Origin of the sequence: Schaalia canis (genome assembly GCF_003858455.1) — a bacterium.
GTDB lineage: Bacteria > Actinomycetota > Actinomycetes > Actinomycetales > Actinomycetaceae > Pauljensenia > Pauljensenia canis.
The window spans coordinates 111,449-133,342 of the sequence record NZ_RQZF01000001.1 but is presented as its reverse complement, the minus strand read 5'-3'; the positions used below and the strand labels follow the sequence as shown (position 1 = coordinate 133,342).

Below are 21,894 nucleotides of genomic sequence, written 5' to 3'. Positions count from 1 at the left end.
GAAATCCCCCAGCGCTTGATGTTTACGCTGCTTCTTCAGAAGCGTAGACGCTCAAGTTCTGGGGGATTTCCTCTTTTCAGAGCTGTGAAGCGGATGCCTCGTCGAGATACCACCGGCAGTCACTGCGCTGACGCAGGGCCGCCACTGGACAATCACGAATGTCGACGTCCGTGGTGAATGCTTGTCCAAGTATCTCTGACTTGGCTTCACCGGCTGCAGCTAGGTAGATACGCTGCGCTGCCAAAATCACCGGCATGCTGAGCGAGAGCCGCTGTGGCGGAGGTTTGGGAGAGTCTTCGACGGAAACGATCGCTTGGCTTTCCTCAGGAGAGTACATGCCAGGGAAAAGACTGGCGATATGTCCATCGGGGCCCATTCCCAGCACAACAACATCCAGGCTGCGCGTTGCCATGAGGGTCTTCCATTGCTCAGTGAACTCTACGCACGCAGTAGGAAGACCTTGTCCTTCATCGCTTGGCATCGGAATAAAGCGGACACCATCAAGATGGTCAAGAAGGTGTCGGCGAGCTTCCTCATCGTTACGATCAGGATGACCTGCAGGGACAAAACGTTCGTCACACCACCAGAAACGAACCTTACTCCAATCAACCCCTTGGCCTTCTTCACCGAGTGCAGGCAGGACGTGGGTTGCGACGAAACCACCAGCAATGGCGATTTCCACCGGTGTTTCGTCACTACGGCGTTCAGCTTGCACCTGAATGTGATGGGCGAGGTCTTGAGCAAGATGGCGCGCAAGCGCAGTAGCATCGGGCGAGATGAACGTCTTGTCCGCCTGTGGGGTCACTGCCCGAATCCTTCCTGCGCCGTAGCGTCCTGCTTCACGGTGTCTGCTGGCACCAATGGAATCTGATCCAAGGCTGCAAGAATACTGCCGTAGAAGATATCCGGGTCGAGGCGGCGCAGTTCCTCCATGAGGCAGTCCTGAACAGCACGACGTGGCAGGTTCACGAAGGCTGTATCAAAGCCGCTGCGTTGAAGATGCGCCACTGATGAGCCCGCACGGCGGGTGAGTGCGACCTCGCGTCCGTCACTGAACTCAAAATGAACGCCGGTAATGGTCTGCGCATCAGGATCGACCTCATGTGCCGTCGGAATACCGAGCTTATAGTTCAGCCAGGCAGCAATGAGGAAGGATGACGGATGGGTGGCATGCCCCGTCACGCGAATGCGTTCGGGAACCATGTCAAAGTCCTCAACAATGGTGGCAAGAAGAGCACGCCACAGTGTGACTCCTGACCATGCCAGATCTGTGTCGCCAGGCGCGTAGACGTCTCCGAGAGCACGGATAGCGTCCATCGGACATTCTGCAGAACGGCTATCGGTAATACGACGAACGGCCAAACTCCCAAGCGGATGGTTGCTGGGGCTTGATGGGGGAGTGTCAGGCCAGTAGGTGACGACCGGCGTATCAGGCAAAAGCAAGGGCGCAACGAGTGAGGCCAGATCTGTTGCTGCAGCCCCTCGAGGTTCCAGCACGACAACATCAGAGGCTCCCGCTGAGTCACCGACACGAATCTGTGCGTTGAAACGCGCAGGACCATCGGTGCTTCCCGAGTCCACGACGACAATAACTCGACAGGGGTGTTCGCGGGAAGCCGCATCTGAAATCTCGATGGCGCGTTCCACATCAAGTGCGTCAGAAACCACGACAATGAGCGTGAGAACGCGGGCGAGCGTCGCTGAGCCGCCCTCTTCTCGCAGAGCGATGATTCGGGAGGCAATCTCAGAGGAAGTGGTGTCTTTCAGGGTAATAATCACGGGTTCCTCCAGGCGCGGCCATCGCGGGCCATCATTTCGTGAGCGGATTCAGGACCCCAGGATCCTGGGTTGTACTGTTCGGGGGCACTTGCGCTTTGCCAGTAGTTGAGTACGGGGTCGAGGATCTTCCACGACAACTCAACTTCCCTCTGATGGGGGAATAGCGGTGCAGAACCGACCAAGGCGTCAAGGATGAGGCGCTCGTAGGCTTCGGGGGAGTCTTCAGTGAAGGCATGTCCGTAGCCGAAGTCCATAGTCACGTCACGAACCTGCATCTGAGTACCCGGTACCTTCGCCCCAAAGCGCAGGGTCATACCTTCGTCAGGCTGAACCCGCACCACGAGAACGTTCTGCCCGGCCTCGCCAGCATCGGAATTCTCAAAAGGCGTGTGTGGAGACTTCTTAAAGACAATCGCAATTTCAGTCACACGCTTGCCTAAACGCTTACCGGAGCGTAGGTAGAAAGGCACCCCAGCCCAGCGCCGCGTATCGACGAAGACCTTAATAGCGGCGAAGGTTTCAGTGTGGGAATGTTCGTCAATGCCATCTTCGTCAAGGAAACCCTTCACTTCCATCCCGCCCTGCCAGCCGGCGGCGTACTGCCCGCGGGCTGTTGAGGTACTGAGATCCTCGGGTAGGCGAACGGCAGACAAGACTTTTTCTTTCTCCGCCCGTAATTCGCTTTGGGTAAGACGAACCGGCTCCTCCATGGCAGTCAACGCCAGGAGCTGCAGCAGGTGGTTTTGGATAATATCGCGGGCTGCGCCGATACCGTCGTAGTAGCCTGCGCGGGTGCCGATACCGATTTCTTCAGCCATGGTGATCTGAACATGATCGACGTAGTTCGCGTTCCACAGCGGTTCGAACATAGCGTTCGCGAAGCGCATAGCGAACAGGTTCTGCACTGTTTCTTTGCCGAGGTAGTGATCGATGCGGAAGACATCCGACTCATCGAAGACGCGACCAACAACTTCAGAAAGTTCCTGCGCTGATTCAAGATCGTGGCCAAAAGGCTTTTCGATGATGACGCGACGCCATTCCTTACCTTGGCGTGCGTTAAGGCCAGATTCAGCAAGCCGTTCGCAGACAACTGGGAAGTAGGCTGGAGGAATCGACAGGTAGAAGGCGTGGTTACCGCCGGTGCCTCGTGAGCGGTCAAGCTCAGCGACCGTTTCGGCCAGTCGGCGGTAGCCTTCTGGATCGTCGAAAGAGCCGGACACAAAGCGTAGTCCGTCGGCAAGCTGTCGCCAGGTGCGCTCATTGAACTCTGTACGAGCGTGTTTTTCGATGGCTTGACGAACGAAGTCTTCAAAGTCGCCGTTATCCCAATCGCGTCGCGCAAAGCCAGTCAGAGCGAATGCTGGGTTGAGGAGGCCGCGATTAACGAGGTCATAGATGGCCGGCAGTAGTTTCTTACGGGCAAGATCACCCGTGATGCCGAAAATGACCAGGGAACAGGGTGGGGCAATACGAGGGAGACGGCGGTCATCCTCGTCGTGCAAACGCAGAAGTGGGCGTTCCACAGCGGTCCTTTCAGGTAATGGACAATTAAACGCACCGCGGGGGCTGATGGGATCTGCCCATCAGCCCCCGCAGGCTTAGTCTACGCCGGATTCAGACTCGTGCAGCCTCAAGAGATTCCTTCGCAGCGGCAACAACATGAGCCGTGTCGATACCGAAATGAGCGAAGAGCTCATCGGCAGCGCCGGGGGCGCCGAAGGATTCAATAGAGACACAACGGCCTGCGTCACCGACAAGGCGATGCCATGACAGAGCAATGCCGGCCTCGACGCTCACGCGGGCGCGGACAGCCGCAGGAAGCACGGATTCGCGGTATTCAGCGCTCTGTTCGTCGAACCATTCCATGCAGGGCACGGACACCACTCGTGCAGCAATGCCTTCCTCTGTAAGAGTCTTTTGTGCCTCCACGGCGATCTGCACTTCAGAACCTGATGCCAGAAGAATTACATCGGGAGTTCCCTCACAGTCCGAAAGGACGTAGGCGCCCTTGGCAACGTTCGTAGCTGAGGCGAAAGCACCTTCACCGCGCACCGGGTTGGGAAGATTCTGGCGGGACAGAACCAGTGCTGCCGGGTGACGCTGTTCAAGGATTGCCTTCCATGCCTGAGCAGTCTCAGCAGCATCCGCCGGGCGAACGACAGCAAGGTTGGGAATCGCGCGGTAGGAGGCAAGGTGTTCGACCGGCTGGTGTGTCGGGCCGTCTTCGCCAACACCAATAGAGTCGTGAGTCCACACGTAGGTGACGGGTAGATCCATGAGTGCTGCCAGGCGGACGGCACCTCGCATGAAATCAGAGAATACGAAGAAGGTACCGCCGTAGACGCGGGTCAAACCGTCAGCCGCAATGCCGTTCATGGTGGCACCCATCGCGAACTCACGGACGCCGAAGTGCAGGTTGCGTCCGAAAGCATTGCCTTGGAATGCCTTCGATGACTTCTCCTCGGGGATGAAGGAGGGGTGGCCCTTCATGAAGGTGTTGTTGGAGCCTGCGAGGTCGGCTGAGCCACCCCACAGTTCAGGAAGTACGTCCGCGATGGCATTGAGAACCTGGCCTGATGCTGCGCGGGTAGCGATAGACGTGCCTTCTTCGAAGGTGGGCAGGGATTCTTCCCATCCTTCGGGCAGACGGTGCTCAAGCACGCGATCGAGGAGTTCAGCACGTTCAGGATTCGCCGCACGCCATGCGTTGTAGCGCTCATCCCACTCAGCACGGAAGGTGCGGCCGCGTTCGGCCATGTTTGCGCGCGCAGCCTCAACGGCTTCTACGTCGACATCGAACATGGCGTCGGGGTCGGCACCGAGGGCTTCCTTCAAGCCGCGTAAAGCGTCACTACCGAGCTTGGAACCGTGGATGCCGCCGGTGTCTTGTTTGCCGGGGGTCGGCCAGCCAATGATGGTGCGCAGGGCAATGATTGAGGGACGTTCAGTCTCTTCACGAGCGGTCTTAATGGCGGCATCAAGTGCGGCGACGTCTTCGGTGTAGTCACCGTTGTCAGCTAGCCACTGCACGCGCTGCACATGCCAACCGTAGGCCTCAAAGCGTGCAAGGACGTCTTCATCGAAAGCGATGGAAGTGTCATCCTCAATGGAGATGTGGTTGTCGTCATAAATGAGCGTGAGGTTGCCCAGCTTTTGAGTACCTGCCAAGGATGCAGCTTCGGATGCGACACCTTCTTGAAGGCAGCCATCGCCTGCAATGGCGTAGACGTGGTGGTCGAAGATGGACTCACCCAGGGGAGTTTCGGGGTCGAACATGCCGTGCGTGCGGCGTGCCGACATGGCAAAGCCCACTGCTGCCGCAATGCCGGTTCCCAGAGGTCCGGTGGTGATCTCGACATGCTTGGTGTGACCGTACTCGGGGTGAGCGGGGGTCAGTGCACCAAAGGTACGAAGAGACTCAATGTCGGACAGTTCCAGACCCAGACCGCCCATGTAGAGCTGAATGTACTGGGTGAGGGATGAGTGCCCTGCGGATAGGACGAAACGGTCGCGACCGAGCCAGCGGTCATCGGCGGGATCGATGTGCATGTGGCGCTGGTAGAGAAGGTATGCCGCAGGTGCCAGGGAAATAGCTGCACCGGGGTGGCCCGAGCCCACTTTTTCGACAGCGTCTGCGGAAAGAATTTTTGCAGTGGTGACTGCACGATCGTCGAGCTGATCCCACTTAAGTGTCACTTCGGCCTCCAAGCCGCTCGGGCCCCGCCAATGGGGCGTATCGGTTTCCATAGTGAAGTCTACCGGGGTCCCCACATTTTCTTGAACGCAAAGGTCCCAGGAACTCAGCGTGGTGAACATCTGTGCAGTTACTATTACCTCTATGCCTGTGTTCTCTGATGCTGCCCGCGAGTGGTGTGATCACCTCAGAAGCGAAAGAGGGGCATCCGTCCATACGGTGTCGAATTATCAACGCGATATTGATCGCTACTGTGAGGACCTCGAAGCACAGGGGATAGAGAATTTTGATGACATATCCGCTGAGATCATTGAAGCTCATCTTGCTGCCTTACGTTCCGGTGCTTTAACCGGCCGTCCTGCCGCAGCTTCCTCTGTTGCACGGGCAGCATCGTCTATTCGGAGCTTTCATCGTTTCTGTCTGCGCGAAGGATTGACGGCAGTGGATCCCTCCGCTCAGCTCGTGATCCCTAAGCAGGCCCTCCGTCTACCAAAAGCTTTGACCATCAATCAGGTGAGTGCCCTCTTGGCTGCTGCCCACGCCTCAGATGACCCTGTGAGTATCCGAGACGCTGCCCTTATCGAGATCCTTTATGCGACGGGAGCGCGTATTAGTGAAGCAATTGAGCTTGCCATGGATGACATTGATCTCGATGCTGAGCTTCCTGTTGTGCGCCTCTTTGGTAAGGGGCGAAAGGAGCGCCTCGTGCCTATTGGCTCTTACGCGAGGGAGGCTTTGGGCGCTTATCTTGTGCGCTCGCGCCCCATTCTTGCTTCCCGAGGTGGGGGTGCGGTGACGGTTTTTCTGAATAAACGAGGAGCACCTCTCTCACGCCAATCAGCGTGGGAAGCTATTGGCCTCTACGCCAAAGCTGCTGGTATTGAGGAGCACGTCTCTCCTCACACCCTGCGTCACTCTTTCGCGACTCACTTGCTTGAGGGGGGTGCCAATGTGCGAGATGTACAAGAGCTCCTTGGCCATGCCTCGGTGCAAACGACGCAGATTTACACGAAGGTGACAGCACAGACCTTACGCGAGGTGCACCGAATGGCCCATCCACGCGCGATGGATACGGCGTTTTCACAGGACCATGCACTAGGCTTAGAGACGTGAATCACGACGCTCAACCGACTTTGACTGGCGAACTCGGCCTCGACGCCGAGGATTTCCCCATTCCTACCCCGCTTGCAGGCCACGGACCCGCCCGCGTGATCGCGATGTGTAACCAAAAAGGCGGAGTCGGTAAGACAACGACAACGATCAATCTTGGGGCTGCGCTTGCTGAGTATGGTCGTCGCGTTCTTATCGTCGATTTTGACCCTCAAGGTGCAGCTTCGGCCGGACTGGGTATCAATTCCCTTGAGCTCGACTTAACCGTCTATAACCTCCTTATTCAGGCACGCACCTCAACGCGCGACGCCATTATCTCCACATCGGTGGACAACCTCGACATTATTCCCGCCAATATTGACCTTTCTGCCGCCGAAGTTCAGCTTGTCAACGAGGTTGCACGCGAGTCAGCCCTTGATCGCGCTTTGCGTCAGGTGAGCGATGATTACGACATCATCCTCATTGACTGCCAGCCCTCCCTAGGTTTACTGACTGTCAATGCCCTTACAGCCGCTCATGGGGTAATCGTCCCGATGGAGGCTGAGTTCTTTGCCTTACGTGGTGTGGCTCTACTTGTCGATACGATTGAAACGATCCGTGATCGTATTAACCCCCGTCTGAAGATTGATGGCATTGTTGCCACAATGGTCGACAGCCGCACGTTACATTCACGTGAAGTTCTTGATCGTCTCGATGAGGTGTTTGGCGACCTTGTCTACACGACACGCATCGGGCGAACGGTTAAGTTCCCGGACGCCTCTGTCGCAACAGAACCGATCACGTCCTACGCTCCCAACCACGCAGGTGCTAAGGCCTACCGGCGCCTGGCGCGTGAGGTAATCGCTCGTGGTGACGCCGCCTGAAACCCTCCGTGATATGGCTGCGCCTACGCAGGCCGCCATTGACGAGTTTCAGGTGAGCCTGGAGGTATTCCAGGGGCCCTTCGATTTGCTTCTCCAACTCATCAGCCGTCAACGTCTGGATATTACGCAGGTCGCGTTAGCGCAGGTCACGGATGAGTTTATCGCTCATATGCGAGCTTTCCCTGATCTGTCACGTACAACCGAGTTTCTCGTTGTTGCTGCAACCTTGCTCGATATGAAAGCGGCGCATTTACTGCCGCGCGAACTCGGCGAGGACGAACGTTCGCGAGAAGACCTTGAGGCTCGTGACCTACTTTTTTCTCGGCTCTTGCAATATCGTGCCTTTAAAGAGGCCTCCACCGTCATCGAAGAACGTCTGGAGGCACACGCGGGCCTGTATGCCCGCGAGGTGCCAATGGAGGCGCATTTTGCCGCGCTTCTGCCCGAGCTTTTGTGGTTAGCAACTCCTGAGGATCTGGCTCGCGCTGCGGCTGATGCTTTGTCAGCGACGCCAACCGAGGTCACCGTCACGCATCTTCACGATCCTGTGGTGCCTGTGGCTGAACAACTTCAAGTGCTGGTCCGAAAACTGGAGCGTCTTGGGAGCGCCCATTTTCGTGAACTTGTGGAGGATGCGGGCACGCGGGCTGTTGTTGTCTCTCGTTTCCTTGCCCTGCTCGAACTCTACCGACAGCGTGCTATCGAATTCGAGCAGGAACAGCCGCGGGATGACCTCGTCATTGTGTGGATTGGGCAAAATACCGTTGCGTCAGACTACATCGTTGAGGAATATAACGGAGAGGATCCTCCACAATGACAGACTCCATGTCCTATCCACTCTCAGAGCAGGTTGACGTCTCTTTTTTGGATGGCACTGGCGTGGGCGGACTCTCTGACGAGGTGCGGGCGCTTCTTCCTGCGCTCGAAGCGATCCTGATGGTTGTCGACCGGCCTGTCACAGCCGGAGAACTTGGCGCGACTTTCGATGTCTCGGGCGAGCTTATTGATGAAGCTCTGGAGTACCTTAGTGCCGAATATCGGGGAGAACACGAGCTTCGCCCTCGTGGATTTGAGCTACGTCGCGCGGCGGGCGGATGGCGTATTTACTCAGCACCAGCGTGGGCAGATGTTGTTGGCCGCTTCATTGTTGGTACTGCGCAGGCCAAACTTTCTCAAGCAGCGTTGGAGACTTTAGCTGTTGTTGCCTACCGCCAACCTGTTTCAAGGTCGCGTATCTCGCACATTCGTGGGGTGAATGTTGACGCTGTGGTGCGTACGCTTGTTGCTAGAGGTCTCATTGAAGAAGTGGGGTGGACGGACTCTGGAGCGAGGCTCTATGGCACCACCGACACATTCCTTGAGAGAATGGGTTTTGAATCCCTAAATGATCTTGTTCCCCTGGCTCCCTATCTGCCCTCTGCAGAAGAGCTTGACGACTTGGAGGAAACACTGTGAGGAATGATCCCCACGTACCCGACGGTATCCGCCTGCAGAAGGTGCTGGCCCAAGCAGGTGTGGCATCACGTCGCGCCTCCGAAGAGCTCATTGAAGACGGCCGCGTCCAGGTCGATGGCAAGGTGGTGCGCACCCTGGGGCTGCGTGTTGATCCGCAGCGTCAGGTGATCCATGTTGATGGTGAGCGTCTTATCCTTGACGAGCAACGCCACATTGTCTTGGCTGTCAATAAGCCGGTCGGCGTTGTATCGACAATGAGCGATCCCGAAGGCCGCCCCACCCTGTCTGATTTGATTGTCGACCGTCACGACCGTCTTTACCATGTGGGGCGCTTGGATATTGACACCTCGGGCCTGATTCTGTTGACCAATGATGGCGAGCTAGCTAATCGTCTCATGCACCCCAAGTACGAGGTGCCCAAGACTTATATTGCTCGCGTCCACGGTGAGGTCAAGCCTGGTGCACGCCGTCGCCTGCTTGAAGGCATCGAATTGGAGGATGGTCCGATTCGGGCGGATTCCTTCCGCGTCATGGAAACTTACGGCGATATCACCACCGTTGAGATCGTGGTTCATGAAGGCCGTAACCGCATTGTGCGACGCATGATGGACGCTGTTGGCTACCCGGTCCGTGAACTCGTCCGTACAAAGTTTGGCCCGGTCAAGCTTGAACGCCTTCAGCCTGGGACGACCCGGCGCGTGAAGGGCAATGCCCTTGTTGCGCTCTACTCTTCTGTGGGCCTGTAAAGCACCAGTTGGGCCTCGTGCGATGACGATGGGAGCATAACGCAGTGAGTCTTTCTCCTGGCCGCGTCATGGCTACTGAAGGGCCAGTTCTTATTGTGGGGACTGGCCTTTTGGGTGCCTCCTTGGGCTTGTGTCTGCAGGCCGGGGGAGTCCCTGTCTACCTCTCTGATATTTCCCCGACCTCTGAACGTCTCGGTGCCGACATGGGTGCTGGGTTGCCTGCCGGGGCGGAGGTGCTGTCTATAGAGGACACTTTCTTTATTCCCGGTGGCACGGTCGAGGCGCCCTCGCTTGTCGTTATCGCAACGCCCCCCGATGTTGCTGGTACAACGGCGGTTAAGGCTCTACGGCGTTTTCCGCAGGCGGTGGTCACCGATGTGGCCTCGGTGAAGTCAGCCGTCCTTCAAGATGTTCTTGACGAGGCTAAGGCCGCTGGTGACCCTTCATTGGCTGCTCGCTATGTTGGTTCTCACCCGATGGCGGGTCGTGAGCGTTCGGGAGCGGGAGCTGCTGACGCTGATCTTTTTGTTGGCCGCCCTTGGGTGTTGGTAGCTGGGTCTGACTGCGATGCGCGGGCTGTGCTCATGGTGCGTACTCTGGCGATGGATGTGGGGAGCGTCCCCGTGGAGATGGATGCCGCTACCCATGATCAGTCGGTTGCGCTGGTATCTCACGTTCCCCAACTGGTGGCCTCCATGTTGGCGGCCCGCTTGGAGGAAGCTCCTGCTGAGGCGCTGGGGTTGGCAGGACAGGGCTTGAGGGATACGACGCGTATCGCTGCTTCCGATCCGCGCCTGTGGACAGCAATTCTTGCCGGTAACGCTGGACCTGTTGCCGATGTGCTTCACGCACTGCGCGATGATGTTGACGATCTGCTCTCTCACCTGGACGCAGCGGCAGCTCAGGGCCCCTTAGAGGGCGGGAGCGTTGGTGCGGTGAATCGTGTGATGACAGCAGGCAATAGGGGAGTGGCACGTATTCCTGGTAAGCATGGTGGTGCCCCTCGGCGTTATGCCGAGGTTGAGGTGTTGGTCCCTGACGAACCGGGGGAGTTGGGACGCCTCTTTAGCGAATTGGGTGAGCTGGGGGTCAATATCGAAGATCTCGTGCTTGAGCACTCTGCTGGGCAGCGGGTTGGCCTCGCACGACTAATGGTGGATCCTGGTGTGGCCCGTCAAGCAGAACGAGATCTGGAGGGCCGCGGGTGGCGGATTATTGCTCATCACGGGGCGTGAAGGTGTGAATGATGAATAATGATCGGCGCTGGCGCCGTTGAAGAGATGCAAAGGAGAGTCTGGATGGATCGCGCACAACGCCAAGATTTAATTACCCGTGTTGGCACAACAATCGCTATTGATGGCCCGGCCGGCTCGGGTAAATCCACAGTTTCGCGCCTCCTCGCAAAGGAACTCGGCATTGGATATCTCGACACTGGGGCGATGTATCGGGCACTGACCTGGTATGCGCTGGATCGTGGTATTGATTTGCGAGATCACGAAGCAGTAGCGGCAATTGCTGACGAGATGCCATTACGCATGTTCTCCGATCCTGAGGATCCTCATTACTGGGTAGGGGATACGGAGATTACGGCCGCAATTCGTGAGCCACGCGTGTCAGAGAACGTCATGCACGTGTCGACGAATCTGGCCGTGCGCCGATGGATGGCTATCGAACAGCGACGTCGCATGTTGGAGGCCCGCAATTCTGGTTCGGGTATGGTGGCTGAAGGACGCGACATCACGACCGTTGTCTGCCCGGACGCCGACGTTCGCGTACTGTTGCTCGCCAATCCACAGGCTCGCTTGGAACGCCGTACTCGCGAGCTCTACGGTCAGGTCACCCCTGAACTTCTCGAAGCAACCCGCAAACAGATCGATGAACGCGATGCGGCCGATTCGACGGTTTCGGAGTTCATGACGGCCGCAGAAGGTGTACGCGAGGTAGATTCATCGGGTTTGGATATTCCGGGGGTCTTAGCTGCTGTTGTTGCCCTTGTGGAGGATGATCTTCAGCAAAGAGCTGGCGGGTAGAGGCCAGGCTGCAAGCATTTTCGACGTTTTTTCGTGGGTAAGATCTTTTTACCGCCGATGACAAGCATAAATGTGACCCGCCTCGCGCTCGACGGATTTGGTATCCCACCCCCCACATGATCTATAGTTATCAGGTCGCCGCGAGAGCGGGACAACAAAAGAATCGGGCTGTGGCGCAGCTTGGTAGCGCACTTGACTGGGGGTCAAGGGGTCGTGGGTTCAAATCCCGCCAGCCCGACGGTTTGGAAGGCCGCAACGCGAATGCGTTGCGGCCTTCCTCTTTCTCTATATGCCATCAAGACAGCAAACTTTTAAAAGTGGCTTACACTGAATCTGGAAGCCTGCCCCCTGCATCAGTAGTGTCATCCGTCATAGTTTTCAGCTAGCTTTGGTCAGCAATCTTCGTGCGAGCGCATTGTTAGGCCATTTTCGCTATTGATATTTATAATATTATTGCTCTAGAAGGGGTGTAGATCACAGCCTCCCAAGAGGACAGCAGTAAATAGGCGGTGCTTATACTAAAGGATCATCACCAAATGATTGAGAAAGGTACTATCTTGTCGCTCCCAACCATTGGCTTTGTCGTTGGCTCCCTCCGCAAGAACTCCTTCAACCGCAGCCTCGCTGAGAAGGCCCAGGAACTGCTCGAAGGCCGCGCTAACGTCACCTACATCGAGTTCGATGGCCTCCCCTTCGTCAACCAGGACGAAGAGTTCCCCACCCCCGCCGTTGTTGCGAACGTTCGCGAGCAGGTTGGCGCCGTTGACGCTCTGTGGGTTTTCACCCCTCAGTACAACGCCCAGATGCCCGCTCAGGTGAAGAACTTCTTCGACTGGCTCTCCCGTCCCACCACCCCCAACGGCTCCATGCAGGAGACCGTTGTGCGCGGCATGCCTGTGACCGCTTCTGGCGCTTCCGGCCCCGCCGCCACCGCTGAAGCACGCGCTGCTGTCAACGATCTCACCGCTTTCATCGGCATGAACGTCATGACCGACGGCCAGGCTGGCTTCGTTCTTCCCGGCGAAGCATGGGCCGAAGGCTCCTGGACTGTCAGCGATGAGGACGCCAAGGTTCTCGGAGCTCAGGTTGACGCCTTCCTCGCCTTCATCGGCAAGTGACGCATCGCCGTTAAGACGGCACCATAGAGTCTGAGCTTAAGGTCGGGCGCTCACCGTATGGTGAGCGCCCGACCTTTTGTTATTGCCAGCACAGGAAGTCATTCTCAGTTCACGATGGTGCACCATTGAGACAGCGTCACCCACCTTCATTGGTGAGAATTCCGCATTATTCCGTGTGTTATGGTTTTTACCGTGATGACACAATACGAGCATTATTTCCTTGACAATGAGGCAAATTGGGATGATCGTGCGAAGGTGCATGTTCTCTCTGAGATGTACGATGTTGAAACGCTTATTTCAGAGCGCACACACATTGAGGCCTGTGTCGCGATTGATCGAGAACGTTTAGGTGACTTGACGGGGAAAGATATTGTTCACCTACAGTGCCATCTCGGGACGGATACTCTCTGTTTTGATCGTTTAGGCGCTCGGCGTGTTGTCGGCCTTGACCTTTCAGGCGAGTCGCTGCGTCTAGGAGCAGACATTGCGCATCGCGCCGGAGCGCAGGTGGAGTTCGTGAAGGCAAACGTCTACGACGCTGTTGATGCTCTTGGGGCGCATAGTGACGGGGACCGTTTCGATTTGGTGTATACCGGCATTGGCGCCCTCGGATGGCTCCCTGACCTTGCGCAGTGGGGCCAAGTCGTCGCTGGGCTCATGCGCCCTGGTGCGCGTTTCTTTATCCGAGAGGATCACCCCACCTCCCTCATGTTGGCCGATGAGCCCGCCGATGGCCTACGCGTCGGATACGACTATTTCAACACAGGAGTTCTGTCAGAGGATGAGGCGGCCAGCTACACGGATACGCCTGATGGGGCACCGGAAATCGTTCATCAACGAAGTCATTGGTGGAATCACCCGCTGCAGGACATCATGATGGCTCTCATCAATGCCGGTTTAGTCATCGATTCTTTCGAGGAGCATGAATACGCGATGTGGCCGCGTTTTGGTCAGGCTAGCGTGAAGATCAGCAATGCGCAATACGCTCCGCCTGAGGGCTCACCCAAGATCCCTTTGACCTTCACTCTGAGTGCGCACAAGCCGCTCCACTGACAGAATCACTTGCTCGTTAGCTGGTCTTCTTCTTTGCTTTCTTCTGAGGAAGAGGCGTTAGCGGCAACAGAATAGTGATCACCTCATGGGCGAGTTCACGGTTATCAACATCAAGAATGTAACGTTCCTTCGCACCGGGGTAGGCGACGCCAGTAGGTGCCTCTGAGAGCAATTCCTTAAGCTCGTCATGTATGGCAACGTAGGCAACATCATCGCAGACAAGAACGACGGGGCGATCATTGACGTAGACCATATACTCCCCGAACATCTTGCGATATCGGACAGCACCAGTCCCCTCAAGCTGTTCACACACAAACTCAATGAATTCGACCGAAGAAGCCATATCGGCACCCTATACCGCACTGTGTCAGCATTCAACAGCTCGGCTGCACCAGTCCCCTCGAAGCTCCCTGCCAAGTGCGCTGGGCTGACCCCTCTCAGGTAGAAAACGAGTGCAGCAAGTCGTCAAGCGCTGAGACAGAAGAACCAGCAACAGAAGAGGCTGGTGAGGTGAGCCGCTTGCGGCGCGGTTGGGCATATGAGCCGAAGCGAAGCGCAGGCTCATGGGCACAAGCGGCTCGCCTCGCCGGTCGCGGTGTAGGAGCGGCTCACCTCGCCGGTCGCGGTGTAGGAGCGGCTCACCTCGCCGGTCGCGGTGTAGCCAGTCGGCGCACAAGCGGCTCACCTCGCCAGTCGCAGCGCACTCGACGCAGACGGAGCCTCGCCGGTCAAAGCCTAGGGGCAGAGCCCCGCAGTTCGCAGCGCAGTCGGCGTAGGCAGGGCTCGCCGGTGATGGCATTGCCAGCGGGAGCGGCACACCTCGCCAGTGACGTTGAGGACGACAGGGCGCCTCAGCGCTTCTTACGCTTTTCGCGGACTCGAACCGACAACTGAATTGGCGTCCCAACGAAACCGAAGTCCTCACGTAGTCGTCGCTCAATAAAACGGCGGTAAGCCGGATCAAGGAATCCGGTGGTGAAGAGGACAAAACGCGGTGGCTTGGAACCAACCTGCGTAGCAAAGAGAATACGCGGCTGTTTACCGCCGCGGACCGGGTGGGGGTGTGCGGCGACAAGCTGACCGAGGAAAGCATTAAGTTTGCCCGTGGGGATGCGGGTTTCCCACCCCTCCAGAGCGGCATCCAGTGCACGCGCAATGCGGTTGGTGTGCCAGGTGGTCTTAGCTGAAAGATTGATGCGTTGTGCCCAGGGGATCTGGACGAGTTCACGTTCAAGTTCAGCGCGCAGGAATTGCTGGCGTTCCTCATCAACAAGGTCCCACTTGTTATTGACGATCACAAGGGCACGCCCCGCATCCACGACCTGCTGGACGACGCGAATATCCTGCTCAGTCAAAGGCTCTGAGGCATCAAAGAGGACGAGGGCAACCTCTGCCTTCTCAATGGCTGCCTGTGTACGAATCGAGGCGTAGTAGTCGGCACCCGTGGTGCGGTGCATCTTGCGACGGATACCAGCGGTGTCGACAAACCACCATTCACGATCATCCAGTTCGATAAGTTCATCAACGGGATCGCGTGTGGTGCCCGCCAGCTCATTAACGACAACTCGGGAGGAGCCAGCCAGAGCGTTAAGAAGGGAGGACTTGCCAACATTCGGCCGACCAACAAGAGCGACCCTACGGGGGCCACCAACAGGCATTGCCGTGGCGACAGCCGATTCTTCAGGGAGCACCTCCATAATGGCATCAAGCAGATCACCGGTGCCGCGTCCATGAAGTGCAGAGATGGGGAAAGGTTCGCCGATGCCGAGGGACCACAGGTAGGCGGCATCGGATTCTTGCATCGCTGAATCGACCTTATTGGCGGCGAGGACAATGGGCTTGCCCTTGCGGCGCAGCATTTCCACGACACGCTCGTCCGTGGCGGTCACGCCAACATTGGCATCAACGACGAGGACGACAGCGTCGGCGAGGTCAACGGCAACCTCTGCCTGTTCTGCAACGGAGCGGTCCAGTCCTTCGACATCAACTTCCCAACCGCCGGTATCGACAAGGGTAAAGTCACGGCCTGCCCATTCTGCTTGGTAGGAGACGCGGTCACGAGTCACCCCAGGTGTGTCTTGGACAACTGCTTCGCGACGGCCCAAAATACGGTTCACCAGAGTTGACTTTCCGACGTTGGGTCGCCCCACGACGGCGAGTACGGGTAGGCCCGGGCGGACCTCCTCTACTTCATCAAACTCGTATTCCTCGTCAAGAAGGGCAAGATCTTCATCATCAAGCTCGAACTGATCCAGGCTCGCGCGCATGGAGCGCATCTGAAGTTCAATCTCGTCCTCAGAGAGGCCATCAGCATAAAAGTTGTCATTCACGCCCTTTATTCTACGGGAAAGCAGGTGCCAGCCCCGATTGAGGGTGTTACTACGAAGATCCACGGCAACGCCCTTATGGCAACACGACACCAGCCCTGTGGGGTCAGTGGGGTCGATCGTGTGGGGGAGTGAGGATAATTGAATTCTTCAGAAGGGCTCTAGAGGGAGGCTCGGATGTCTTGGGCAAGCACCTCACGGCTGACGGGCACATCGTTGTATTCATGCTTGATACCGTCAATGTCTTGATACCACTCCGACCCCTTACCAGTGATGAGGATTGTGTCACCGGCTTCTGCTGCGAGGATAGCCTTGCGAACAGCGTCGCGACGGCTTGTCTTGATCTCAATCACATCATGCATGTCAGGGCGAACGCGAGCAATACCCCGCAAGAGGTAATCACGAATGGACTGAGGATCCTCCGTGCGAGGATTCTCATCAGTGACCCATAGGATGTCTGCGTGCTGGGCCGCCAGTTCGGCAAGATATTCACGTTTAGTAGCGTCGCGGTCACCGTCAGTACCAAAGACAAGAACTAAACGCCCCTTGGTGAGTTCACGAGTGGACTTGAGGGTCCATTCCAGCCCCTCTGGCGTATGAGCATAATCAACAACAACAAGAGGTTGATTACCGGGCTCGGGATTCACCTTCTCCATGCGACCGGGGATCTGCTCGGCAGCTTCGATGGCTGCGATGACCTCGTCAAGACCAAATCCGGCCTGAACACCGCAGACAATCGCCAACGCCGTATTTTGAACGTTGACCTCGCCAAGAATCGGCATCGCTACGCGGTGACCCTTGCCTTCAGGATCAACAAGGGTAAAGACCGTGCGCGAAGTCTCTTTATCAGGGTGAATGTCACGGACGGTCCATTCGGCCGGCGTATCAGTCAACGCTGAAACTGTGGCAACAGGGATAGTGGCTTCGCTGGCCAGGCGCTGGCCCCACTCGTCATCAACGCATACAACACCACGCGCGGCATGTTCGGGCGTAAACAGGAGTTTCTTTGCCTCGAAGTAGTTCTCCATTGTGCCGTAGTAGTCAAGGTGATCGTGCTGTAGGTTGGTGAAACCGACGACGTCAAAAATGATGCCATCGACGCGGTTGAGGCTCAGTGCATGAGCTGAGGTTTCGACGACGGCTGCTCCCAAACCTTTCTGCTCGGCCAGAGCAAGCAAACGCTCAACGACGGGGGCTTCAGCGGTGGTCTGGTCTGACACAAATCTCAGGTCACCGATGCGGCTCTCGACGGTACCGCAGAGGGCAGGATCGGGGTAGCGGCATTGAAGTGCTGCACGCATCAGATACGAGGTCGTCGTCTTACCATTCGTTCCGATAATGGCCATCGTAGACAGCCTGCTGGCAGGGAAGTTATAGACACGGGCTGAGATTTGCGCGGCAGCCTCGCGCGGATTGGCAATAACCGCCACCGGCAGTGTCACGCCCATTTGCTGAAGTTCAGCGGCACCTGCCTCGTCAGTGACGATAGCGGCAGCGCCCTTGCGTTCTGCGGCAGCGGCAAAACGGACACCGTGCTTCACCAGGCCAGGGATCGCAATAAAAATCCATCCCTCTTCAAGGTCATTGCTGGATACCGTCACACCCCTGACCTGCGTCTGCGAGGCTGAAAATTCGGGCGCTCCTGTAGCGTCAATCCACCGTAGGACGTCGATACCCTCCATAGATTCAGCGAAGGAGAGAGTGTCAACCGTGGGACGAATATCCAAAACAGAACTCATGAGCCTCTACTGTAGTGCGCGCAGGCCACGCATGAAGAATAACGGAGTGTGGAATCATCCCTTCCCCTCGTTTTCACAGTGGCACCGTCACTCACGCAGAGAGCACTGAAACGCTCCGACACTCTTCAGCGCTTTCCCCCGGGCAGCTCCTCAAAGGGGTCTTAGAATTAAGACATGTACTCATTGACACGCCATGACGCACTGATCCGTTCTGCCGATATCACGTTGACAACAATGGATGTTCACGTCGATCTTTCTGCAGCAGCAGATCCACAGGTCAATGACTACGCCGTTACCTCCACATGTGTTTTCTCCAGCTCTTCTGGCACTACCTTCATCGACGTGAAGGGACACGTCCTTGGCGTCACCGTCAATGGTGAGCCTCACGCCTTCCGTCATGATGGTGCACGTCTTGACCTCACGGACCTTCCCCAAAATGAGGAACTGTCCGTTGAGGTGAACGCACGCTGCCTCTTTTCTCGCTCGGGCGAGGGCTTGCACCGCTACCACGATCCTGAGGATGGGCGCGTCTACCTCTACACCCAGTTTGAGCCCAACGATGCTCACCGCGCCTGGCCCTGCTTTGACCAGCCCGATATGAAGGCAGTGTGGACCTTCCACATCACCGCCCCCTCAGGATGGGTTGTCACCTCGAACGGTGCGCTCCTTGAGTCTTTACCGTCCTCCTCTGGAGGCGACTACCACACCTTCTCTTCAACTCCGCCGCTGTCAAGCTACATCACGGCCATCGTCGCCGGGCAATGGAGCGTCGTTGACGGTGGAACATGGACTCCCTCGACGGAGCTTGTCTCACGGTGCCCCGATGCTGCGGGCTTAGCCATCCCTCTACGTCTCCTGTGCCGACAAGCACTCGCGCAGTACATGGACGCTAAAGACATCCTCTCCGTAACTCGCAACGGATTGGACTACTTCCATCAGAACTACGCGGTGGCCTATCCGTGGGGAACCTACGATCAGATTTTCGTACCGGAGTACAACCTCGGTGCTATGGAGAATCCGGGCTGCGTAACCTTTACGGAAAGTTTTCTCTCGCGCGACACCCCCACATTCGCTGACCGCCAGAAACGCGCGAACGTTATCTTGCACGAAATGTGCCACATGTGGTTCGGTGATCTTGTCACTCCTCGTTGGTGGGACGACTTATGGCTGAAAGAATCCTTCGCTGACAATCAAGGCACAATGGCTGCCGCCGAAGCAACGCCCTATGTGGGGGAGTGGGCAGCCTTCGCGATCGCACGAAAAGCCTGGGCGTACCAACAAGACCTCTACCCAACAACCCACCCCATCGCCGCCGATATACCCGACGTCGATGCTGCGAAGAACAACTTTGATGGCATTACCTACGCCAAGGGGGCCTCCGTTCTTAAACAGCTCGTCGCTTGGGTCGGACGAGATGTCTTTTTCTCAGCCGCAACACGTTACTTTCGCACACATGCCTTCGGCGCAACCACCCTGCATGACCTCCTTGAAGCGCTCGGCGCTGAATCCGGCGAAGATCTGAGTGATTGGGAACGCCTGTGGTTGCATACCACCGGACCATCAGCGTTGGCTGCAACCTGGGAAGAAGGCCCCAATGGTGAAGTTCGCTCCTTCGCATTAACTCAAGGTTCCACACCGGGTGCAGAGTGCGTGCTCCGTCCACACGAACTCATCGTGTCGACCTGGGCTCTCCGCGAACAGCCCTCAGGAGAAAACACACTGGTCTGCACCCACCGTTTCCCCGTGCGTATCGAGGGACGAGTCGCCCCCATCGACGTTGAGGGCATCTTAGACCGCCCAGGAGCAATCGCAGAATGCGATCTTGTCGTTGTCAACGACGATGATTTGACCTACGCGGTGGCACGTCTCGACGAACACTCAACCACCACTGCGCTGAACGCTCTTGGCACATGCTCCCAGCCGCTCACCCGCGCCGTCGTCTGGTCCTCCCTGTGGATGGCGGTGCGAGATGGACTCCTCCATCCGAGACGCTATGTAGAAGCTGTTCTCGCCCATGCCCCGCACGAAAGCGAAGAGGCCGTCCTCGTTCGACTCCTTCACACCGTGTCAACCGCCATCTCATCATTCCTCCCGGCCTCCCAACGAGCTGATCTTCGATACTCCGTGGCCTCACGTTGCCTTGAGGTACTTAAGGGCTCAATCAGCCAGGACAAAGCCCGCCCCTGGGCTCATACACTCCTTACGGCTTTCCAGGGATTACCAGCCGAGAAAAACGACATTCTCGATGAGGTTCAGGCCATCGCCGAAGGACAGTCGACTCTTGTCCCAGCGAGCAGCGATCTTGAATGGGCGGCGCGACTCGCACTCGCAACCAGGGGCCTCACCTCACGTGACGCCCTTGACTCCTGGCTTGACGCCCAGCACACCGGTGAAGCAGAAGTGCACCATCGCCGTGCCGTCAGTGCCCTTCCTGACGCAGAAAACAGGCGTGCAACATGGCATCACGTCGTGGAAGGAAACCTTTCAAACGAGCATCTCAGTGCCAGCCTTGACGGGCTCGCCGCATCGCAATGGGAAGGCGATGAACTCACCGATGCTTTCTTCTCCGTCCTCGATACTTTCTGGGACTCCCACTCCATCGGTATGGGAATACGTTTCGTTCATGGAGCTTTCCCGCGCGCCATTGACTGCGAGAACAGTGCACGTTCACATGACCTCCTCGCAGCAGCTAAGCAATGGCTTAACCAGCACACCAACGCCCCCGATGCCCTGAAGCGTCTTATCGTTGAACACATTGATGACGTCAAGCGCGCACTGAGAGTCCAAGAGACGACGTTATGAACGCAACGATCCCTGATGGCCAGCAAGAGCCGATGAGGCCTCAGCGTGATCCGGCCGCCTCAATGTCGTTGCTCACGCAGATTCTTTTCAACCCTCTTGATGCGGGCTACCACTCCTACGGTGCTGCTAAGAGTTCAATGACCGCTGCTCAAAAAGTGCTCGTCGTTATTCTTGCTGTTGCCTTAGGGTTCGTCTCCATGACGGCGGTAAAGAATCTGCGCGCCCCCACACGATTCGACATCGAGGCGAGTCTGTTGACTCAGGTGCACGAACGCACAGAAATTGTCAATACACTTGATAAAGAAAACGAGCAGATCAACGCCAAGATCTCTGCCGAAACCCAAAGCTTAACGCCGGGCAGTGATGAACTGCCAGATGGCACCGCCCTTGCAACCGCGCAGAAAACGGTGCACGGTAAAGGCCTACGCGTCACTCTCAATGACGCGCCCCAAACCGCCATTGAAACCTCAAGCCCGCGAAGTACAGGCAAAGTGCGTGACCATGACCTGCGAATGGTCGTCAATGCCCTGTGGTCAGCGGGAGCTGAGGCAATGAGCATTAATGGCATTCGCCTTGGACCGGGCTCTTTTATCCGTACTGCGGGCTCATCAGTCCTTGTCAATGTCAAACCTGTGCATGCGCCGTATATTGTTGAGGCTATTGGAGATCCAACCGAGCTTTCAGTATCACTTGTTCGCGGCGCAAGCGGAGACTACCTATCGAGTGTCGAGTCCTTGCAAGGCATTCAGATTGTTACTCAGTCGGTTGAAGAACTCACTATGGAAGGGCGCGATGCCCGCCCACTTCGCCACACCACCCCTGTCAACGAGTTGAGGAGTCACTGATGATCGCAGTTCTTGGCCTCATCGCCGGCATTGTCGCAGGCATCCTGCTTGACCCCACTATCCCCGTGTGGATGCAGCCTTTCTTACCCGTCGCAGTGGTGGCAGGACTCGATGCTCTCTTTGGCGCAGCTCGTGCTTGGCTTGAGGATGTCTTCTCCGACAGAGTCTTCATTATGTCCTTTTTCTGGAATGTCGTTATCGCATGTCTTTTAGTATTCCTGGGAACGCAGCTCGGAGTCGGCTCTGCAATGACAACAGCAGTTGTGGTTGTCTTGGGTATTCGTATCTTCTCAAACACGGCCTCTATTCGCCGTCTCATCTTCAAGGCGTGAC

General features: G+C 57.0%; 19 protein-coding genes and 1 tRNA gene. 13 read left to right on the top strand and 7 right to left on the bottom strand.

The annotated features are described in order from the left end of the window. Positions 1 to 76 precede the first annotated feature (76 nt). From pgl to tkt, 4 genes are all read right to left on the bottom strand, one after another. The gene (gene pgl / locus EII11_RS00585; RefSeq protein WP_165867013.1) at positions 77 to 805 is read right to left on the bottom strand and encodes a 6-phosphogluconolactonase; all 729 of its coding nucleotides are present in this window, start codon (positions 803 to 805) and stop codon (positions 77 to 79) included. Continuing rightward, complete coding sequence (locus EII11_RS00580; protein ID WP_124867547.1) at positions 802 to 1,779, bottom strand: glucose-6-phosphate dehydrogenase assembly protein OpcA; 978 nt, start codon at positions 1,777 to 1,779, stop codon at positions 802 to 804. Before EII11_RS00580 ends, pgl begins: the two co-directional genes overlap by 4 nt. Beyond that, positions 1,776 to 3,302 (bottom strand): glucose-6-phosphate dehydrogenase, encoded by a 1,527-nt coding sequence (gene zwf, locus EII11_RS00575; protein ID WP_124867545.1) that lies wholly within the window; start codon positions 3,300 to 3,302, stop codon positions 1,776 to 1,778. The genes EII11_RS00580 and zwf overlap by 4 nt, the downstream gene beginning before the upstream one ends. Before the next feature lie 91 nt (positions 3,303 to 3,393). After that, positions 3,394 to 5,526 (bottom strand): transketolase, encoded by a 2,133-nt coding sequence (tkt, locus tag EII11_RS00570; protein WP_124868236.1) that lies wholly within the window; start codon positions 5,524 to 5,526, stop codon positions 3,394 to 3,396. 91 nt (positions 5,527 to 5,617) lie between these two features. On the opposite strand from tkt, the gene xerD reads away from it, so the two are divergent. The 10 genes from xerD (at position 5,618) to EII11_RS00520 (ending at position 13,848) form a co-directional block, all read left to right on the top strand. Next, complete coding sequence (gene xerD / locus EII11_RS00565; protein WP_124868234.1) at positions 5,618 to 6,586, top strand: site-specific tyrosine recombinase XerD; 969 nt, start codon at positions 5,618 to 5,620, stop codon at positions 6,584 to 6,586. Further along, entirely contained in the window at positions 6,583 to 7,446 is an 864-nt protein-coding gene (locus tag EII11_RS00560; protein ID WP_124867543.1) for a ParA family protein, read from the top strand. The genes xerD and EII11_RS00560 overlap by 4 nt, the downstream gene beginning before the upstream one ends. Beyond that, complete coding sequence (locus tag EII11_RS00555) at positions 7,430 to 8,263, top strand: segregation and condensation protein A (RefSeq protein WP_420820430.1); 834 nt, start codon at positions 7,430 to 7,432, stop codon at positions 8,261 to 8,263. Before EII11_RS00560 ends, EII11_RS00555 begins: the two co-directional genes overlap by 17 nt. Beyond that, the gene (gene scpB, locus EII11_RS00550; protein WP_276310945.1) at positions 8,260 to 8,901 is read left to right on the top strand and encodes an SMC-Scp complex subunit ScpB; all 642 of its coding nucleotides are present in this window, start codon (positions 8,260 to 8,262) and stop codon (positions 8,899 to 8,901) included. Before EII11_RS00555 ends, scpB begins: the two co-directional genes overlap by 4 nt. Then, entirely contained in the window at positions 8,898 to 9,647 is a 750-nt protein-coding gene (locus EII11_RS00545) for a pseudouridine synthase (protein ID WP_124867541.1), read from the top strand. The genes scpB and EII11_RS00545 overlap by 4 nt, the downstream gene beginning before the upstream one ends. A 68-nt stretch (positions 9,648 to 9,715) precedes the next feature. Further along, a complete protein-coding gene (locus EII11_RS00540) occupies positions 9,716 to 10,882 on the top strand; it encodes a prephenate dehydrogenase (protein WP_124868228.1) in 1,167 nt (388 codons plus the stop codon). Positions 10,883 to 10,945: 63 nt separating this feature from the next. Then, complete coding sequence (cmk, locus tag EII11_RS00535; RefSeq protein ID WP_124867539.1) at positions 10,946 to 11,677, top strand: (d)CMP kinase; 732 nt, start codon at positions 10,946 to 10,948, stop codon at positions 11,675 to 11,677. Positions 11,678 to 11,841: 164 nt separating this feature from the next. Then, positions 11,842 to 11,915: transfer RNA gene (locus EII11_RS00530), tRNA-Pro, on the top strand. Positions 11,916 to 12,213: 298 nt separating this feature from the next. After that, positions 12,214 to 12,795: an NAD(P)H-dependent oxidoreductase gene (locus EII11_RS00525; protein WP_124867537.1), complete on the top strand. Its 582-nt coding sequence runs from the start codon at positions 12,214 to 12,216 to the stop codon at positions 12,793 to 12,795. Between the two features lie 195 nt (positions 12,796 to 12,990). Next, positions 12,991 to 13,848: a class I SAM-dependent methyltransferase gene (locus tag EII11_RS00520; RefSeq protein ID WP_124868226.1), complete on the top strand. Its 858-nt coding sequence runs from the start codon at positions 12,991 to 12,993 to the stop codon at positions 13,846 to 13,848. 16 nt (positions 13,849 to 13,864) lie between these two features. Here EII11_RS00520 and EII11_RS00515 read toward each other — a convergent pair whose 3' ends face one another. The 3 genes from EII11_RS00515 to EII11_RS00505 form a co-directional block, all read right to left on the bottom strand. Beyond that, the gene (locus EII11_RS00515) at positions 13,865 to 14,191 is read right to left on the bottom strand and encodes a TfoX/Sxy family protein (protein WP_124867535.1); all 327 of its coding nucleotides are present in this window, start codon (positions 14,189 to 14,191) and stop codon (positions 13,865 to 13,867) included. A gap of 508 nt (positions 14,192 to 14,699) precedes the next feature. Beyond that, positions 14,700 to 16,124 carry a ribosome biogenesis GTPase Der gene (gene der, locus EII11_RS00510; RefSeq protein ID WP_124868224.1) on the bottom strand — a complete coding sequence of 475 codons (1,425 nt, stop codon included), beginning with the start codon at positions 16,122 to 16,124 and terminating at the stop codon, positions 14,700 to 14,702. Positions 16,125 to 16,336: 212 nt separating this feature from the next. Continuing rightward, positions 16,337 to 17,914 carry a UDP-N-acetylmuramoyl-L-alanyl-D-glutamate--2,6-diaminopimelate ligase gene (locus EII11_RS00505; RefSeq protein ID WP_124867533.1) on the bottom strand — a complete coding sequence of 526 codons (1,578 nt, stop codon included), beginning with the start codon at positions 17,912 to 17,914 and terminating at the stop codon, positions 16,337 to 16,339. 174 nt (positions 17,915 to 18,088) lie between these two features. Between EII11_RS00505 and pepN the strand changes: the two genes are divergently transcribed. The 3 genes from pepN to EII11_RS00490 are packed head-to-tail and all read left to right on the top strand — an operon-like array spanning position 18,089 to position 21,893. Next, positions 18,089 to 20,716, top strand: coding sequence for an aminopeptidase N (pepN, locus tag EII11_RS00500; RefSeq protein WP_124867531.1), 2,628 nt, complete (start codon positions 18,089 to 18,091; stop codon positions 20,714 to 20,716). Beyond that, on the top strand, positions 20,713 to 21,561 hold the full coding sequence (locus tag EII11_RS00495) for a DUF881 domain-containing protein (protein ID WP_124867529.1): 849 nt from the start codon (positions 20,713 to 20,715) through the stop codon (positions 21,559 to 21,561). Before pepN ends, EII11_RS00495 begins: the two co-directional genes overlap by 4 nt. Then, positions 21,561 to 21,893, top strand: a complete 333-nt coding sequence (locus EII11_RS00490; RefSeq protein ID WP_124867527.1) for a small basic family protein — start codon at positions 21,561 to 21,563, stop codon at positions 21,891 to 21,893. The genes EII11_RS00495 and EII11_RS00490 overlap by 1 nt, the downstream gene beginning before the upstream one ends. Position 21,894: the final 1 nt, after the last annotated feature.